Consider the following 18,192-nt stretch of genomic DNA (forward strand, 5'->3'; position numbering starts at 1 on the left):
CGCCAGGGCGAATTGGCCAACGGTGTGCAAATCACACTTTAGAGGGATCAAGCACCTTGGTCTGCTGGCTATAGTCGGGGCCAGGGGATTTTCAGGAATGGGGGAGGGCGACACGCGCAACACGTGTCGCCACGGGCGCAAGCCTGCATACCGGTCGCACGGGCCGTTCTTGAAAGGACTCACTGCCATAACAAAAAAGTACATGGAGTAGCGTCGATGACATCTGCAAACCCGTTCTGGCGTCGGGCCAAGCTGCCTTTGGCCGTCAGCCTTGCTTCCACGCTCGCAAGCCCTGCTTTCGCGGTCAGTTTCAACATCGGGGAAATCGAAGGCCAGTTCGACTCGTCGCTCTCCGTCGGGGCCAGCTGGTCGACCGCCAACCCCAACAGCAACCTGATCGGCGCCAACAACGGCGGCAAGGGTCTTTCGCAAACCTCGGACGATGGTCACCTCAACTTCAAGAAAGGCGAAACCTTCTCGAAGATCTTCAAAGGTATCCACGACCTTGAACTGAAGTATGGCGACACCGGCATCTTCGTGCGGGGCAAGTACTGGTACGACTTCGAACTCAAGGACGAGAACCGCGAGTTCAAGGACATCAGCGATTCGAACCGCAAGGAGGGCGCCAAGTCGTCTGGCGCCGAACTGCTCGACGCGTTCGTCTATCACAACTACGCCATCGGTGATCAACCCGGCTCGGTGCGTCTGGGCAAGCAGGTAGTGAGCTGGGGGGAGAGTACCTTCATTGGCGGCGGCATCAACGCAGTCAACCCGATCGACGTTTCTGCGTTCCGCCGGCCAGGGGCTGAAATCAAGGAAGGCCTGATCCCCGTCAACATGTTCTACGTCTCGCAAAGCCTCACCGACAACCTGTCGACCGAAGCTTTCTACCAGATCGAGTGGGACCAGACCGTTGTCGACAACTGCGGCACATTCTTCTCCCAGCCCGACGTGATCGCCGACGGCTGCGACAACAACCTGGCCGTGCTGGCCACGCAGAACACCTTGGCCAGCCGGCTTGGGCCGCTGGCTGCGCCAGTCGCGGCCACTCTGGCCGCACGCGGCGTGAGTTACGGCTCCCCCGATGAGGGCGTGATCGTCCGTCGTGGCGCGGACCGCGATGCTCGGGACAGTGGTCAGTTCGGCGTTGCCCTGCGCTACATGTATGAGCCGCTCAATACCGAATTCGGTGGCTACTTCATGAACTACCACAGCCGTGCGCCAATCTTCAGCGGTCGCGGTGCCGATGCCCAGTACTACAGCACAAGCGGCCTGGCGGGCGCGCTGGTCAGTGCGGGTGTGCCGTCTGCTGCGCTGGCGAGCCTGTTGCCAAGCCTTATGCCGTTGCAGGTCGCAGGCAACTCCAGCTACTACGTGGAGTATCCGGAAGACATCCGTCTGTATGGTCTGAGCTTCTCGACCACACTGCCTACCGGTACCGCCTGGAGTGGCGAGATCAGCTACCGGCCGAACGCTCCGGTGCAGTTGAATACCACCGATATCCTCTATTCGGGCCTGACGCCGCTCAATCCGGATGTCTCTGTGTTGCAGGGAACACCGGGTGCCGACCAGCCTGGTTATCGTCGCAAGGAAATCACCCAGCTGCAGACAACCTTCACCCACTTCTTCGATCAGGTGATGGGGGCAGAGCGGCTGACCATGGTCGGCGAAATCGGCTGGACCCACGTCGGCGGCCTGGAAAGCACATCCAAGATGCGTTACGGGCGTGACCCGGTGTTCGGCCCGGGGCCTCTGCCCAATGGCCAGTGCGAGGCGCTCAACAGCAGCACCCTGGGCACCACCGATGCCAACAACGTATCGCGCTACTGCGAGAACGATGGCTATACCACGTCTGATTCCTGGGGCTATCGCGTCCGTGCGATCTGGGACTACAACAACGTCATTGCCGGTGTGAACCTGCGCCCCAGCGTAGCCTGGTCGCATGACGTCGATGGTTACTCGCCGGGCCCTGGCGGCAACTTCGAGGAAGGCCGCAAGGCAGTCAGCCTCGGGCTGGACGCCGAGTACCAGCAGACCTACACCGCGAGCCTGTCGTACACCAACTTCTTCGACGGCAAGTACAGCACCGTGGATGATCGCGACTTCCTCGCCCTCAGCTTCGGCGTGAACTTCTAAGCACACAGATCCAGGACGACACGACATGAACAAGACCAGAAGTCTGCTGCAAGCCGGAGTACTGGGCCTGTCCCTGCTGGCAACCGGCGTCATGGCTGCGGTTTCCGCTGATGAAGCGGCAAAGCTGGGCAGCACCCTGACCCCGATGGGCGCGGAAAAGGCCGGTAACGCCGATGGCTCCATCGGCCCGTGGCAACCGTTGTCAAAGACCGCAGGCAGCGTCGATGCCAAGGGCTTCCTTTCCGACCCGTATGGCAGCGACAAACCGCTGTTCACCATCACCGCGCAGAACGTAGACCAGTACAAGGACAAGCTGTCACCAGGCCAGGTGGCGATGTTCAAGCGCTACCCGCAAACCTTCAAGATCCCGGTGTACAAGACCCATCGAGGCTCCACGGTGCCTGACGATGTGTTCGCCGCAATCAAGAAGAATGCCACCGCGACTACGCTGGTCGAAGGCGGCAACGGGCTGAACAACTTCCAGACCGCAGTACCGTTCCCGATCCCCAAGAGTGGCATCGAGGTTATCTGGAACCACATCACCCGCTACCGTGGTGGCAGCGTCAGCCGTTTGGTAACCCAGGCCACGCCGCAGCAGAGCGGCTCCTACAGCCTGGTGTACTTCGCCGATCAGTTCGTCTTCCGCGACAAGATGAAGGACTTCGACCCGAACAACCCGGGCAACGTCCTCTTCTACTTCAAACAGGAAGTGACCGCGCCAGCGCGTCTGGCCGGTACCGTGCTGCTGGTGCACGAAACCCTCGACCAGGTGAAAGAACCGCGCAAGGCGTGGATCTACAACGCCGGCCAGCGTCGCGTGCGCCAGGCGCCGCAGGTGTCGTATGACGGGCCGGGTACCGCAGCGGATGGCCTGCGTACTTCGGACAACCTGGACATGTACAACGGTGCGCCAGACCGCTACGACTGGAAGCTTGAAGGCAAGAAGGAGATGTACATCGCCTCCAACGCTTACAAACTCGACGATCCGAAGCTCAAGTACGCCGACATCCTCAAGGCCGGTCACATCAATCAGGACCTGACCCGCTATGAGCTGCGCCGGGTCTGGCATGTGGTTGCAACGCTCAAGCCGGGGCAGCGCCACATCTATGCCAAGCGCGACTTCTATATCGACGAGGACACCTGGCAGGCAGCGGTGATCGACCAGTATGACGGCCGCGGCCAGCTATGGCGGGTTTCCGAGGCGCATGCCCAGGACTACTACAATGTTCAGGTACCGTGGTACACCCTGGAGGCCATCTACGACCTGCAATCGGGCCGTTACCTGGCCTTGGGCATGAAGAACGAAGAGAAGCGCGCCTACGACTTCGGCTTCAGTGCCAGCAAGGCAGACTTCCAGCCAGCTGCGCTGCGCCAGTCGGGTATTCGTTGAACCGCTAGTGCTGCACACCTTGTGATACTCCCAGAACGCCCCGGCTTGCCGGGGCGTTTCTGTTCCAGCCCCTTGTTGTACTGGCCGGCGCAGTCATAAAACGGGTGAATACCTCGCCAAACCCCGCGCCAGCCCTCTGTCCATCAGGCTTGTCGTTTTTTGTCGTAGTCTTTTACAGGCCATTTGCGCCCATCATCTTCAAATGCGCCGCGTTACCCGCTAGTCTCGGAACAATCCGTACCGCCGTAGTCTTCCAACCAGAACGAGCCGGCCATGACTGATTTGTCCCGTACGCATGGAGTCGCCAGCCAGGCCGTGGGCCTGCTGGACGGGCGCTTCTTCCGGCCGCCGCTGCCGCACGGCCACGTGCCGCGTGCGCGCCTGTGCCAGCGTTTGCAGGCCGGCCTCAGCGGCCGTTTGTTGCTGGTCAATGCCCCGGCAGGCTTCGGCAAGAGCTCCCTGGCCATCGAATTCTGCGAGGCGCTGCCCGACCATTGGCGCAGCCTCTGGCTTGGGCTCAGCCAGCGCGATGCTGACCCGGGCCGTTTTCTCGAACGCTTGCTTGAGGGGCTGCAGCAGTACTGCCCGGCGTTGGGCGGCCAAGCCATGGGCCTGTTGAAAATGCGCCAGCGCCACCAACCCTTCGCGTTCGAGGAATGGATCGACGGCCTGCTCGACGAGTTGGCGTTGTACCTGCAAGCCGATACACCCTTGCTGCTGGTACTGGACGACTATCACCTGGCCCAGGGGCCGGTGCTCGATCGCTGCCTGCAGTTTTTTCTCAACCACTTGCCGGGCGGCTTGGTGTTGCTGGTCACCAGCCGCCAGCGGCCAGACTGGCACCTGGCGCGGCTGCGGCTCTCACGGCAACTGGTCGAGATCAACGAGCAGGAGCTGCGCCTGACGCCCGACGAGGCCCTGGCCGTTCTTGGTCGCCAGCCTACAGGCCTGCGCGGCCAGGCCTTGGACAACCTGATCCAGCGCAGCGACGGCTGGGTTGCCGGGTTGCGGTTCTGGCAACTGGCGGCGAGCGAGTCCGGCGACGAGCATGCGCTGCCCCAGGCCCTGCATGGCGGGGAAGGCTTGATCCGCGACTACCTGCTGGAAGAAGTCATCGAAATCCTGCCTGAGGACGTGCAGGCGTTTCTGTTCGACACTGCGTGCCAGGAGCGCTTCTGCGCGGCGTTGTGCGATGCCCTGCGTCAGCGCGACGACAGCGCGGCCATCCTTCGTTACCTGCAGGCGCACCAGGTGTTTCTGGTGCCGCTGGACGAGCATGGGCACTGGTATCGCTACCATCACCTGTTCTCCGACCTGTTGCGCAGCCGCCAGTCCAATGAACCGCAGGCGCGCCTGCACCTGCGTGCCTGCCGTTGGTTCCAGGCTCAGGGGCTGCTTGACGAAGCGGTGGAGCAAGCCCTGCGGGCTGGCCATCTGGACGTTGCCGCCGACCTGGTGCAGAGCCTGTCGGAGGAGCAACTGCTGGCCGAGCAGAACGTCGGCATGCTGCTGCGCTGGAAGATGGACTTGCCCGACAGCCTGCTGATCAGTACGCCCCGGCTGATCGTGCTGTACAGCTGGGCGCTGGGCCTGGCCTGCCAATTGGACGCAGCCGAAGAGCTGGCAAGCTACCTCAGCCGCTTTTTGCCAGCGCCTTCAGCCACCGCGCAAAGGTCCATGCTGGCCCAGTGGCTGGCCTTGAGCGGGGTAATTGCGCGTGGCCGCGGTGATCGCGAACGCACCCTGGCCTATTGTGGTGAGGCGCTGCAAAGCCTGCCGTGCAAACGTTATGGGCAGCGTCTGGTGTGCCTGTCGACGCTGTCCAACCTGGCCATTGCCGATGGCGACTTCTGGCGGGCGCGTGGTTGGAACCGCGAGGCGCTGGAGTTGGCCCAGCGGGTTGGCAACCCCTTGTTCGAAGCCTTGGCGCACTACGACCGTGCCCGGGTGCTGCATGCCAGGGGCGAGGCGCTGCGCGCGCTGGACGAGGTGCGCCAGGGGCTGCAACGCCTCCAGGGCCTTTCGGCCCAGCGGCTGTATGCCGTGCGCGCGCGGCTGACCTTGTACGAGGGCTACCTGCTGGTGACGCGCCTGCAACCTGCGCAAGGGCGTGCGCGCTTGCGTGCGGGGCTGGGCGAGGCGCGCGCCTGTCGCGATATCAGCGTGCTGATAGGCCACTGTGTGATCGCTACCCTCGACGGGCGTGAAGGGCGCTACGCCGACGCCTTCGCCGAGCTGGCCGAAGCCGAGAGGCTGATGCATATCTGGGACGTGCCGCCGATCTTCTACCTGGCCATGATCACGCTGGTGAAGTGCGAATTGTGGCTGGCGCAGGGGCGTACCGACCTGGCCGAGTCCTGGTTGCTGCGCCTGGGCCAGACCTATGGTGGCGAGCAGCCTGCGGCGGCGCCGGAGTTCCACCCGTTGTTAGCGCTGCACATCGAGTTGCAGCAGGCCTTGCTCGAACGCATCCAGGGCCGCAGTGAGGATGCCGCTGCGCGCTTGCGCGGCCTGGTCGAGCGCGGGCAGGCCGGCGGTGGCATGATGCTGACCTTGAGCGCGCTGTGCCAGTGGATCACCTTGTCCTTGGAGCACGGTGGCGAGGCGCAGGCTGCCGAGCGCTTGCCCATGGCTCTGGCAGCGGCCCAGGGCGGGGTGATGCAGCCGTTTCAGCGGTTGATCGAGCTGCACCCGCTGTGGCTTCGCGAGCAGTTGCTCGCACGTCCTGCCTGCAAGGTTCAGGTCGAGCTGCTGGCTCGTCTGCCCGAGCAGGCCGCGCCGAGCAGCGGCACGTGCGAGGCGCTCAGTGGTCGTGAGCTGGCAGTGCTGGAATTGATCGCCCAAGGCTGCTCGAACCAGCAGATCAGCGAGCGCCTGTTCATCTCGCTGCACACCGTCAAGACCCACGCCAGCCATATCAACAGCAAGCTCGGGGTGGAGCGGCGTACCCAGGCGGTGGCACGGGCCAAGTCGTTGGGCCTGCTGGCCTGATGCCGGCCGTTGGCGGCCTGGCCGGATAAACAACGGCCCAGGCCAGCCTCTCGCTGCAGCACTGCCTGCCCTCATCTTTTGCGCCTGGCTGCCGATACACGTTTCGGCGGTATGCATCGCCGCACGCCATCCTCCCATCATCCAATACAGGTCGTGTTGATGCTGCAGTACGGGCAAAAGAGCTTTCTGATCGTCGATGACTTCACCGACTTTCGCACGTCGACGCGCTCCATGCTGCGCGAGCTGGGCGTGCGTGACGTCGACACTGCCGACAGCGGTGAGCAGGCCCTGCGCATGTGCGGGCAAAAGCGCTATGACTACATTCTTCAGGATTTCCACCTTGGGGATGGCAAGAAGAACGGCCAGCAAGTGCTGGAGGACATGATCCTCGACAAGCTGATCAGCCATGAGTGCGTGTTCATCATGGTGACCGCCGAGAGCAGCCAGGCCATCGTGCTCAGCGCCCTGGAGCACGAGCCCGATGCCTACCTGACCAAACCGTTCAACCGGGTGGGCCTGGCCCAGCGCCTCGACAAGCTGACGCAGCGCAAGACCTTGCTCAAGCCGATCCTGCAGGCCCTGGACCGTGGCCGCCCGGCCGAAGTGCTGGCTGCGTGCGCCGAGCTGTGCAAGAAGGACCCGCGTTTCGCGCCCCTGTGCCTGCGTTACCGGGCCGATGCCCTGCGAGACCTGAACCGCTTCGACGAGCTGGAAAAGTTCCTCAAGGGCATTCTCGCCAGTCGTCCGCAGCCGTGGGTGTATGCGGCGCTGGGCAGCCTGATGCACAAACGGGGTCAGCACGCGCAGGCCCAGGGCGTTTATGAGCAGGCGCTCAAGGCGTTTCCAATCATGCCGAGCCTGTACGACGGCATGGCCGACGTGCTGGTGGCCCAGGGTGAGACCAAGCGCGCGCAAAACATGCTTGAAGAAGCCGTGCGCCTTTCACCCCTGGCGGTGAGGCGCCAGGCCGCGCTGGGCAAACTGGCGCTGGACAACGAAGACTTCGAAAGCGCCTCGAAGGCGTTTCGCCATGCGGTGAACCAGGGCCAGAGCTCGCGCTACAAGGATGCGGAGAGCAACCTTGGGCTGGTCGAGGCATTGATGAACAAGAACGCCGGCTTCGGCCTGGATGCACGTACCCGGGTCGAGATCAATACCGTGCTCAGCGAGGTGGCCAAGGACAATGTCGAGGATCAGGGCCTGCAAGTGCGTGCGCGCTTGATGAAAGCTGCCAGCCTGCAGCAGGCCGGTGATGCAGAGACTGCAGCCAAGCTTACCGAGCAGGCCCTGCAGCGGCTGGACAAGATGGATCAGTTCTTCTCGGTCGAAGCCGCCCTGACCGTGGCCAAACAGCTGCAGGCGCTGGGCCAGGAAGGTGCCGGCGGCACCATCCTCAAAGGCTGTGTGGAAACCTACGGCGATGACCCCAAGGTCATGCAGAGTGTCGCCAAGCTGACGGATGACCCCACGGTGCTCGGCGCCGTCACCGAAGCTGTCGACCTCAACCGCCAGGGTGTGCGCAGCTATCAGGCCGGGCAGCTCAATGAAGCCTTGCAGATGTTCCGCAAGGCCCTGTCACTGCAACCGAAGAACATCAGCATTGCCCTCAACACTGCCCAGGCGCTGTTGCGCATCGGTGGCGAAGCCACGCCGCCGGCAATCCTGCAGGAGTGTCGCAACTGCCTGACCAGCGTCGCGGGTATTCCTGCCAGCGACAGCCGGTATGACCGCTACCGCAAACTGCACATCAAGGTGTTCGGCGCATGAGCCAGGACAACCAGGGGCTGGATTTTTCCACGGTGATCGCCTCCACCGTGCACGACCTGAAAAACTCGTTGTCAGCGCTGATCCAGTCCCACGACCAGTGGCTGGCGCGCCTGCCCGAGGAGTTGCGCGGGGGCACCGAGCTGGGCGTGATCGAGCACGAATTCCGCCACCTCAATGGCATGCTGGTGCAAATGCTGGGGCTGTACAAACTGGGCGTCAACCAGTTGCCGGTGTGCCCGGACTATCACGAGCTGGACGACTTCGTCGAAGCGCAGCTGGCGGCTCATCAGCAAGTGCTTGAGCACAACGATATCCTCGCCACCTGGCGCATCGACAGCGAAAATCCGCTGGGTTTCTTCGATCGGGAACTGGTCGCCTCGGTGATCGCCAATGTGATCACCAACGCCACCCGCTATGCCGGGCATGCGCTGTTGATCAGCATCGCGCAAGAGAACGAGCAATTGGTGATCAGCGTCAACGATGACGGCCCAGGCTACCCGGCGCGCATGCTCGAGCGGCAGCAGGATTATGTACAGGGCATCGATGCGCAGAGCGGCAGCACCGGGCTTGGCCTTTATTTCGCGGCGCGCATCGCTGCGCTGCATGAGCGCGATGGCGTGCGCGGGCGAATCGAGATCGCCAATGGTGGCGCGCTTGGCGGAGGCTTGTTCAGGTTGTATCTGCCTTAGGCTCGATTTCATAGGCCCTGAAAATTTCCAGGCAAGCACTCCATCCTCGACAAAACCGCATAATTGCCTCCCTGGGGCGGGCAACGATAACATCCAGGCAGTCGTCAGGAGTCCCCATGAACACTGCCCCAACCACCCTCATCCGCGAAACCTTCCCCGTCGGGCCTTTGCAGTGCAACTGCACCCTGATCGGCGACCCGCTTACCAAAAAGGCCATCGTCGTCGACCCGGGTGGTGACCCTGACAAGATCCTCGCCCGCCTGCAGGCCCACGGCCTGACCTTGGTGAGCATCATCCACACCCATGCGCACTTCGATCATTTCCTCGCCTCGGGCAAGCTCAAGGAGCTCACTGGTGCGACCTTGCACCTGCACAAGGACGACCAGGTGCTGTGGGACAACCTGGAGATGCAGTGCCAGATGTTCGGCGTCCCTTATACCCCGGTGCCCCCACCAGACCGCTGGCTGGGTGACGATGAAGCGCTGGCCTGCGGCTGTGGCGTGGCGTTGCACACGCCCGGGCATACGCCGGGTTCGATGAGCTTCTGGTTCGCTGACGCCAAGCTGTTGGTTGCCGGTGACACCCTGTTCCGACGTGGCATTGGCCGCACCGATTTGTGGGGCGGCGATCAGCGGGCTATCGTTCGCTCGATCAAGGAGCGGCTGTATCGTCTGGATGAGGATGCAATCGTGGTCACCGGCCACGGCCCTGATACCCGACTGGGTGACGAAATGCGCGAGAACCCCTTCGTGCGGGCCTGAGCCGGCATAAACAGCCTGTCATGGAATTTTTTCGCTCAAGCGCGATCCAAGGCTGGCATAAATGCATTCATGATTTGCCGCACACACGAATTCTTGTAGGAGCTTGTCCATGTTCACCATGCGTCGCCTGATTATCGTCGCAACCGCTGCAGCCCTGATGACCGGTTGTGCCGGCCAGAACCCCTACGACAGCCAAGGTCAGGCGCAGGGCGGGTCGACCGGGATGAGCAAGACCGCCAAGTACGGCGGCCTGGGTGCGCTGGCCGGCGCCATCGCCGGTGCCGCCATCGACCACGACAACCGGGGCAAGGGCGCGCTGATCGGCGCCGCTGCGGTAGGTGCTGCCGCTGCCGGTTACGGTTACTACGCCGACAAACAGGAAGCCGAACTGCGTGCCCAGATGGCCAATACCGGCGTCGAAGTGCAGCGCCAGGGTGACCAGATCAAGCTGATCATGCCGGGCAACATCACCTTCGCCACCGATTCGGCGAACATCGCGCCGAGCTTCTACTCGCCGCTGAACAACCTGGCGACCTCGTTCAAACAGTTCAACCAGAACACCATCGAAGTGGTGGGCTTCACCGACAGCACCGGCAGCCGCCAGCACAATATGGACCTGTCGCAGCGCCGTGCCCAGGCAGTGAGCGCCTACCTGACCTCGCAAGGCGTGGACGCCTCGCGCGTGTCGGTGCGCGGCATGGGCCCGGACCAGCCGATTGCCAGCAACGCCGATGCCAATGGCCGGGCGCAGAACCGTCGCGTCGAGGTCAACCTCAAGCCTATTCCCGGCCAGCAGTATGATCAGCAGGGCCAGGTGCAGCAGTATCCGTAAACCATGAGGGCCGCTGTGCAGCCCAATCGCCGGCAAGCCGGCTTCCACCGGGATCGCAAGCGCCCCACATCCCGGTGGTAGCCGGCTTGCCGGCGATTGGGCTGCACAGCAGCCCCAGGTTTCAACGCACCACGCTGGCCTGGATGGCTGTAAGCGCGATCGTGTGCACGATATCGTCCACCTGGGCGCCGCGCGGCAAGTCGTTCACCGGTTTGCGCAGCCCTTGCAGCATCGGCCCCAGGCTGACCCCATCGGTACTGCGCTGCACCGCCTTGTGGGTGGTGTTGCCGGTGTTCAGGTCAGGGAACACGAACACCGTGGCGCGCCCGGCCACTTGGCTGTTCGGCGCCAACTGGCGGGCGATTGCCGGGTTGGCGGCAGCGTCGTACTGCAGCGGGCCGTCAATCACAAGGCCCCGCTCGGCTTCCTGCGCCAGGCGCGTTGCTTCGCGCACTTTCTCGACTTCTTCGTCGCTCGCCGAGTCACTTGAATAGCTGATCATCGCCACCCGTGGCGCGATGCCGAAGGCTTGCGCCGATTCGGCGCTCTGCCGCGCGATTTCAGCCAGCTCGCTGGCGCTGGGGTGCGGGTTCATCACGCAGTCGCCGTACACCAGCACCTGCTCGGGGAACAGCATGAAAAAGACCGAAGATACCAGGCTGGCGCCTGGCGCAGTCTTGATCAACTGCAGGGCAGGGCGGATGGTGTTGGCGGTGGAGTGCACCAGGCCGGAGACCAGGCCGTCGACCTCGTCCAGCGCAAGCATCATGGTGCCGATCACCACCGGGTCTTCCAGCTGTTGCTCAGCCATCGGCGCATTGAGGTTCTTGCTTTTGCGCAGGTCGACCATCGGCTCGACATAGCGCCCGCGAATCAGCTCAGGGTCAAGGATTTCCAGGTCCGCCGGCAGGGTGATCCCCTGCGCACGGGCCACCGCTTCGACTTCCTCGGGCTTGGCCAGCAGCACGCACCGTGCGATGCCGCGCGCCTGGCAGATCGCAGCCGCCTGCACCAGCAACGGCTCGGCGCCTTCGGGCAGGACAATGCGTTTGTTGGCCTGCTGCGCCCGCTGTATCAGCTGGTAGCGGAACACCGCAGGCGACAGGCGCAACTCACGCGGCGTACCGCAGCGCTGGTGCAGCCATGCAGCGTCGAGGTGGCTGGCGACAAAATCGGTGATGAATTCGGCGCGCTCACGGTCGTCCACCGGGATCTCGCGGTTGAGTGAGTTGAGCTGGTTGGCCGTGTCATACGAACCGGTGCTGACCGAGAGGATCGGCAGGCCCGCCTGCAGGGCGCCGCGGCACAAACCGAGGATGCGTGCATCGGGCTTGCTGTCGCTGGTCAGTAACAGGCCGGCCAGCGGCACGCCGTTGATCGCGGCCAGGCTCACAGCAAGGATGATGTCGTCGCGGTCGCCCGGGGTCACCACCAGGGTGCCTGGGGTGAGCAGCGGCACGGTGTTGGCCACGGTGCGCGCACAGATGATGATCTTGTTCATGCGCCGTTGCTCGTAGTCACCGGCGTTGATCACCTGGGCGCCAAGCAGGTCAGCCACATCGCGGGTGCGTGGGGCGTTGAGTTCGGGTTGGTAGGGGATGCAGCCGAGCAGCTTGAAGTCGTTGCCGCGCAGCAGCGGCGAGTGCTCGCGCAGGCGCGCGGCGAACTCGGCCATGCTTTCGTCGGTGCGAACCTTGTTGAGGATCACCCCGAGCACTTTCGGGTCGCGCGGGCCGCCGAACAGTTGAGCCTGCAGCTCGACCCGCCCGGACAGTTCGCTGAGCACTTCGTTTTCCGGTGCCGACACCAGGATCACTTCGGCATCCAGGCTTTTGGCCAGGTGCAGGTTGACCCGCGCTGCGTAGCTGGCGTGGCGGGTCGGCACCATGCCTTCGACCACCACCACGTCATTGCCCACGCAAGCCTGCTGGTAAAGGCGGATGATTTCTTCGAGCAGTTCGTCCAGCTGGCCATCGCCGAGCATGCGCTCGACCTGGGCAAGGCTCAGCGGCATTGGCGGTTTGATACCGTGGGTGCGTGCGACCAGTTCGCTGGAGCGTTCCGGGCCGGTATCCCCGGGGTGGGGCTGGGCGATCGGCTTGAAAAAGCCGACCTTGAGCCCGGCGCGTTCCAAAGTACGCACCAGGCCGAGGCTGATGGAAGTCAGGCCGACACCAAAGTCGGTCGGCGCAATGAAAAATGTTTGCATGCGTGCTTCTCGGAATAAGCGTTGCAAGGAATCAACGGCCAAGGGTATCGCTATCGGCCGCTTGTGCACACCAGCCACAGGCGAAAGCCTGGCCAATTCGCAGCGCACGCTGGCGGGGGTCGAGCACCCACGGGCGCGCCTGCCACGGTGGCTGGTGGCGCAGGTGCTGGGTGTGGCCGCAAGACAGGTCGACCACCCAGTGGCCTTCGGTGTCCTGGTGAAAGCCCATGATCCGACTGATGGGTCTTTCCTCGGCCGCGCTGCGTTCGCAATCGGGCGATGCGTTGGTTACACTTGTGCGCTCTACATTCTTTTGCAAAAGGTCTTGCCCCATGCTGATCGCCGCCAACAAGGCAGTCTCCATCGACTATACCCTGACCAACGACGCCGGGGAGACCATCGACAGCTCCGCCGGTGGCGCGCCGCTGGTCTACCTGCACGGTCACGCCAACATCATCCCGGGCCTGGAAAAAGCCCTGGAAGGCAAACAGGCTGGCGACGAACTGAACGTCAGCATCGAGCCTGAAGAGGCCTACGGCGAGTACCTGGCCGAACTGGTCAGCACCCTGAACCGCAGCATGTTCGAGGGTGTCGACGAGCTGGAAGTGGGTATGCAGTTCCACGCTTCGGCACCGGACGGCCAGATGCAGATCGTCACCATCCGCGACCTGGACGGCGACGACGTGACTGTCGACGGCAACCACCCGCTGGCCGGCCAGCGTCTGACCTTCCAGGTCAAGGTCGTCAACGTGCGTGATGCCAGCGAAGAAGAAATCGCTCACCGTCACGTCCACGGCGAAGGTGGCCATCACCACTGATTTTCTGCGCTAAGCTCAGAAAGTCGCCAGGCGCTCGGACAAGCCGACAAACCTCCCGGGAGGTGCACGGCTTGGATGAGCGCCTTTTTAGTGGGCGCTGTTCGCCCCAGCGGCAACCGGGAACCTGAGAGGGGATTCAACATGAGTGCATTTCACGACCTGACGTTGAAGGCGCTGAACGGCCAGGACCTGCCCTTGGCACCATTCAAGGGCCAGGTAGTGCTGGTGGTCAATGTCGCCTCCAAGTGTGGCCTGACGCCGCAATACGCTTCGCTGGAAAAGCTGCAACAGCAGTTCAAGGGTAAAGGCTTCAATGTGCTTGGCCTGCCTTGCAACCAGTTCGCGGGCCAGGAGCCCGGCAGCGAGAAGGAAATCCAGGAGTTCTGCAGCCTAAACTATGGCGTGAGCTTCCCGCTGGGGGCAAAGCTGGAGGTCAACGGGCCGCAGCGCCATTCGCTGTACCGCCTGCTGGCGGGTGAGGGCGCCGAGTTTCCCGGCGATATCAGCTGGAACTTCGAGAAGTTTCTGGTGGGCAAGGACGGGCGGGTGCTGGCGCGCTTCGCGCCGCGTACAGCGCCGGATGATCCAACCGTGGTGCAAGCCATCGAGAAAGCGTTGGGCTGACTATCCCTGGGGCCGCTTCGCGCCCCCAGCGATACCGCAGAATCACCCCGATCAATAATGCTGGGCCACGCCTTCCACTGGCCCTAACCTCAGGCGTATTTCCTCACCCAGACGGAAGCGCCCAATGCCCACCAACCCTCTTTTCAAGCCTTTCACCCTCGGCGCGCTCGAGTTGCCGACCCGCGTCGTCATGGCGCCGATGACCCGTACCTTCTGCCCCGGCGGCGCACCCCATGATGGCATGGTCGAGTACTACCGCCGCCGCGCCGCCGCAGGTGTGGGCCTGATCATCACCGAAGGCACAACGGTCGAACACAAGGCCGCCAACGGCTATGCCAATGTCCCGCGTTTTCATGGGGAAGACGCCTTGGCCGGTTGGAAGCGCGTAGTCGATGCTGTCCATGCCGAAGGTGGGCGTATTGTCCCGCAGTTGTGGCATGTGGGCGCGGTACGCCGCCTGGGTACCGAACCGGACGCCGGAGTGCCGGGCTATGGGCCAAGCGAAAAGGTCAAGGATGGGCAGGTGCTGGTGCACGGCATGACACAGGGCGATATCCGTGAGGTGATCGCCGCGTTCGCCGCTGCAGCACGCGATGCCCAGGCCATTGGCATGGACGGCGTGGAGATCCATGGCGCCCACGGCTATCTGATCGACCAGTTTTTCTGGGCCGCCAGCAACCGTCGCGAAGATGAGTACGGCGGCGACCTGGCGGGCCGCTCGCGCTTTGCCATCGAGCTGATCCAGGCCGTGCGCGCCGCTGTGGGCCCTGACTTCCCGATCATCTTGCGCTTCTCGCAATGGAAGCAGCAGGACTACAACGCTCGCCTGGTTGAAACACCTGAGGCACTGGCCGCTTTCCTCAAGCCCCTGTCCGATGCGGGTGTGGATATCTTTCACTGCTCGACGCGACGGTTCTGGGAGCCGGAGTTCGAAGGCTCGGAGTTGAACCTCGCCGGTTGGACACGCAAGCTGACAGGCAAACCGACCATTACCGTGGGCAGCGTCGGGCTCGATGGCGAGTTCCTGCAGTTCATGGTCGATACCGACAAGGTGGCCAAGCCCGCCAGCCTCGAAGGCTTGCTGCGTCGCCTGGGTGATGAGGAATTTGACCTGGTGGCCGTAGGCCGGGCACTGCTGGTGGATGCCGAATGGGCGCAGAAGGTTCGCGAAGGCCGCGAAGCGCAGGTGCTGCCGTTCAGCCGCGAGGCGCTGTCGACCCTGGCTTGACCGCCAGAGCGGTGCCTGCAGGCTCGGTACCCGCAGGCGCTGCCAGGCACGCGCTGTACAGATGCGTCTCGAATTGCTCGACGATCGCCGGCCAGCCTTGGCGGCTGGCATGCTGGCGGGCATTGAGGCGAACCCGGCGCAGGGTTTCGCTTTCTTCGAGCAGCCAGCAGGCTGCATCGATGAACGCCGCCTGATCACCGGGCATGGCCAGCGCGCCACTGTGCCCGTGGCGGATATGCTGGGCGGCAGCGGCCTCATCATAGGCAACTACCGCCAGCCCCGAGGCCATGGCTTCGAGCACGACATTGCCAAAGGTTTCGGTCAGGCTGGGGAACAGGAACAGGTCGCCGCTGGCATAGTGCTCGGCCAGTGCTTCACCCCGCTGGGCGCCACAGAACACCGCATCGGGGAGCTGCTGTTCGAGAACAGCACGCTGCGGGCCGTCGCCAACCACGACCAAGCGCAGCCGCGTGTGTGGATAAGTCTTCTTCAGGGCGTCCAGGCATGGCCGTAGCAGCCCCAGATTCTTTTCCGCCGCCAGGCGCCCGACGTGCAGTACGGCGATGTCTTCAGGGCCCAACCCCCAGGCGTCACGCAACGCCTGGCTGCGCCTGGCCGGGTTGAACAGGCAGGCATCGACACCACGGGCCATCAACGTAAGGCGTTCGAAGCCACGCCGCTCCAGTTCCAGCTTCTGGCTGGCGCTGGGCACCAAGGTGGTGGCCGTGCGTCGATGGAACCAACGCAGGTAATGGGTGAGCAACCGCGCCAGTAGGCCAAGGCCATACCGGCCGCAATACTGCGGGAAATTGGTATGGAAACCACTGACCACGGCGATGCCCAGGCGCCGGGCCGCCCGTAACGCACTGAGCCCCAGCGGGCCTTCCGTGGCAATGTACAGCACATCCGGGCGCTGCCGGCGCCAGCGCCTCAACAGCTTGTGCATCGACACTTCGCCCCATTGCAGCACCGGGTAGCCCGGCAGGCCCCAGCCGCGGCACAGCAAAAGGTCCTGATCGTCGCCTGCGGGCAATTCACCGGCCTGGCGTGGCCGCACGATCTCCACTTGGTGGCCACGCTGCCGCAAGCCATCGCCAAGTCGGCCGAGCGTATTTGCCACGCCGTTGATTTCGGGTGGGAAGGTTTCACTGACGAGGGTAATGCGTAGGGCAGGTGTGTTCATGAAAAAAGTTTCCGCTTGCTGCGTTGCGCTTATGTGACAGCCTTGTGACGTGCCGATGACGCCTGATTGCCGGCAGCTCCAGCGGGATGAATATTTCCTCGTGCAGCACTCAAGAGCCCTGCCAGGCAGCCGATGAAGATGCATTCGATCAGGTGACTCGCTCCGGGAGCGGTGATGTTCAACAGCAAGCTCAAAAAAGAAATCCAGCAACTGCGAGAGGAGCTTCATTCCATCGAGCAGATCAAGAACAGCCTGGACAGCGAAATGCTGGTGCTTCAGCTCGACCCCCAGGGGCGTATCGAACTGGTCAACGGCAATTTCGAGAAAGAGATGCTTTACCGCAGCGAGCAGTTGATCGGGCGCAATATTGAAGACATCGTGCCGGAACATGTGAAGAAGCTCGATTTCTACCAACGCATGAAAAGCGCCATCAGCCGCGGCGAACACCTCAACGGTGCTTTCCGGTTGCTGCGTGGCAACGGCGAAGAAGCCTGGTTGCGCTCGATCCTGCAACCGGTCAAGGGCAGTGACGGACGCATCAGGCATTTTTCCATGCACTGCAGCGACCTGACCCGCACCATAGAGACCTCGCGCGAACATGAAAGCCTGATCAAGGCACTGATGCGCTCCACTGCGGTGATCGAATTCAACCTCGACGGTCAGGTGCTGACTGCCAATGACCGCTTTCTGCAAACGGTGGGCTACAGCCTGGAGCAGATTCGCGGCAAGCACCACCGTATGTTCTGCGAGCCGGAAGAAGCCAATTCGGCGGGCTATCAGGCGTTCTGGGACAAGCTGCGCCGCGGTGAATACGTGGCCGATCGGTTCAAACGGATCGACGCCCATGGGCGTACGGTGTGGCTGGAAGCTTCCTACAACCCGATCATCGATGCCCATGATGTGCTGTACAAGGTGGTGAAGTTCGCCACCGTGATCACCGACCAGGTCAATCAGGAGCAGGCCGTGGCGCAGGCAGCCGACATCGCCTACAACACCTCGCTGGAAACCGACAACAGTGCGCACAAGGCTACCGATGTGGTGACCCAGACCGTCGAGGTGATGCGTGGGCTGGAAGGGTCGATGCAGGAAGCCGCAGAAGGCATCCAGGCGCTGGACAAACAGTCCAAGGTGATCGGCGCGATCATCAAGACCATCAGCGACATTGCCGGCCAGACCAACCTGCTGGCGCTCAACGCGGCCATCGAGGCCGCCCGGGCGGGTGAGCAGGGGCGCGGCTTTGCCGTGGTGGCCGACGAAGTGCGCCAGCTGGCTTCACGTACCAGCACCGCCACCGAAGAAATCGCCAAGGTGGTGCAGCAGAACGAGCAGTTGGCCCAGGCGGCGGTGGACATCATCGATACCAGCAAGCGCCAGGCCGAACAGGGGCTGGCGCTGGCGGCGGATACCGGCGGGGTGATCGTCGAGATTCAGGAAGGGGCGAAGAAAGTTGTGGATGCGGTCGGGCAGTTTTCCAGCCGGTTGGGGCAGTAAGGCCCAGGATTCAGCGGTGATGCACATGTTGCTGGGGCCGCGTTGCGGCCCTTTCGCGACACAAGGCCGCGCC

The 18,192-nt window shown here is 63.2% G+C and carries 14 protein-coding genes; 11 read left to right on the forward strand and 3 right to left on the reverse strand.

Annotated features, from left to right (window positions below):
* Nucleotides 1–216: 216 nt before the first annotated feature.
* The 7 genes from EGJ09_RS05310 (at nt 217) to EGJ09_RS05345 (ending at nt 10,566) form a co-directional block, all read left to right on the forward strand.
* Complete coding sequence (locus EGJ09_RS05310) at nt 217–2,136, forward strand: DUF1302 domain-containing protein (RefSeq protein ID WP_046784539.1); 1,920 nt, start codon at nt 217–219, stop codon at nt 2,134–2,136.
* A 25-nt stretch (nt 2,137–2,161) separates the two neighbouring features.
* On the forward strand, nt 2,162–3,526 hold the full coding sequence (locus tag EGJ09_RS05315) for a DUF1329 domain-containing protein (protein ID WP_046784538.1): 1,365 nt from the start codon (nt 2,162–2,164) through the stop codon (nt 3,524–3,526).
* Between the two features lie 273 nt (nt 3,527–3,799).
* The gene (locus EGJ09_RS05325) at nt 3,800–6,517 is read left to right on the forward strand and encodes a LuxR C-terminal-related transcriptional regulator (protein ID WP_046784537.1); all 2,718 of its coding nucleotides are present in this window, start codon (nt 3,800–3,802) and stop codon (nt 6,515–6,517) included.
* Nucleotides 6,518–6,676: 159 nt separating this feature from the next.
* The gene (locus EGJ09_RS05330; RefSeq protein WP_046784536.1) at nt 6,677–8,284 is read left to right on the forward strand and encodes a tetratricopeptide repeat-containing response regulator; all 1,608 of its coding nucleotides are present in this window, start codon (nt 6,677–6,679) and stop codon (nt 8,282–8,284) included.
* Complete coding sequence (locus EGJ09_RS05335; RefSeq protein ID WP_046784535.1) at nt 8,281–8,973, forward strand: sensor histidine kinase KdpD; 693 nt, start codon at nt 8,281–8,283, stop codon at nt 8,971–8,973. The genes EGJ09_RS05330 and EGJ09_RS05335 overlap by 4 nt, the downstream gene beginning before the upstream one ends.
* Before the next feature lie 116 nt (nt 8,974–9,089).
* Nucleotides 9,090–9,734, forward strand: coding sequence for an MBL fold metallo-hydrolase (locus EGJ09_RS05340; RefSeq protein WP_046784534.1), 645 nt, complete (start codon nt 9,090–9,092; stop codon nt 9,732–9,734).
* 109 nt (nt 9,735–9,843) lie between these two features.
* Nucleotides 9,844–10,566, forward strand: coding sequence for an OmpA family protein (locus EGJ09_RS05345; protein WP_012316222.1), 723 nt, complete (start codon nt 9,844–9,846; stop codon nt 10,564–10,566).
* Between the two features lie 121 nt (nt 10,567–10,687).
* Here EGJ09_RS05345 and pta read toward each other — a convergent pair whose 3' ends face one another.
* Nucleotides 10,688–12,775 carry a phosphate acetyltransferase gene (gene pta, locus EGJ09_RS05350; RefSeq protein WP_119687765.1) on the reverse strand — a complete coding sequence of 696 codons (2,088 nt, stop codon included), beginning with the start codon at nt 12,773–12,775 and terminating at the stop codon, nt 10,688–10,690.
* A 31-nt stretch (nt 12,776–12,806) separates the two neighbouring features.
* Nucleotides 12,807–13,109: a DUF3565 domain-containing protein gene (locus tag EGJ09_RS05355; RefSeq protein ID WP_125923401.1), complete on the reverse strand. Its 303-nt coding sequence runs from the start codon at nt 13,107–13,109 to the stop codon at nt 12,807–12,809.
* On the opposite strand from EGJ09_RS05355, the gene EGJ09_RS05360 reads away from it, so the two are divergent.
* From EGJ09_RS05360 to EGJ09_RS05370, 3 genes are all read left to right on the forward strand, one after another.
* Entirely contained in the window at nt 13,108–13,593 is a 486-nt protein-coding gene (locus EGJ09_RS05360) for a peptidylprolyl isomerase (protein ID WP_012316220.1), read from the forward strand. The genes EGJ09_RS05355 and EGJ09_RS05360 overlap by 2 nt on opposite strands.
* A gap of 141 nt (nt 13,594–13,734) precedes the next feature.
* A complete protein-coding gene (locus tag EGJ09_RS05365) occupies nt 13,735–14,217 on the forward strand; it encodes a glutathione peroxidase (protein WP_046784531.1) in 483 nt (160 codons plus the stop codon).
* A gap of 124 nt (nt 14,218–14,341) precedes the next feature.
* Complete coding sequence (locus EGJ09_RS05370) at nt 14,342–15,445, forward strand: NADH:flavin oxidoreductase (RefSeq protein WP_119687764.1); 1,104 nt, start codon at nt 14,342–14,344, stop codon at nt 15,443–15,445.
* Here the strand turns inward: EGJ09_RS05370 and EGJ09_RS05375 are convergent.
* On the reverse strand, nt 15,414–16,628 hold the full coding sequence (locus tag EGJ09_RS05375) for a glycosyltransferase family 1 protein (protein ID WP_125923402.1): 1,215 nt from the start codon (nt 16,626–16,628) through the stop codon (nt 15,414–15,416). The genes EGJ09_RS05370 and EGJ09_RS05375 overlap by 32 nt on opposite strands.
* A 174-nt stretch (nt 16,629–16,802) precedes the next feature.
* On the opposite strand from EGJ09_RS05375, the gene EGJ09_RS05380 reads away from it, so the two are divergent.
* Nucleotides 16,803–18,119, forward strand: a complete 1,317-nt coding sequence (locus EGJ09_RS05380) for a PAS domain-containing methyl-accepting chemotaxis protein (RefSeq protein WP_125923403.1) — start codon at nt 16,803–16,805, stop codon at nt 18,117–18,119.
* Nucleotides 18,120–18,192: the final 73 nt, after the last annotated feature.

Origin of the sequence: Pseudomonas sp. p106 (assembly GCF_003936645.1) — a bacterium.
Lineage (GTDB): Bacteria > Pseudomonadota > Gammaproteobacteria > Pseudomonadales > Pseudomonadaceae > Aquipseudomonas > Aquipseudomonas putida_E.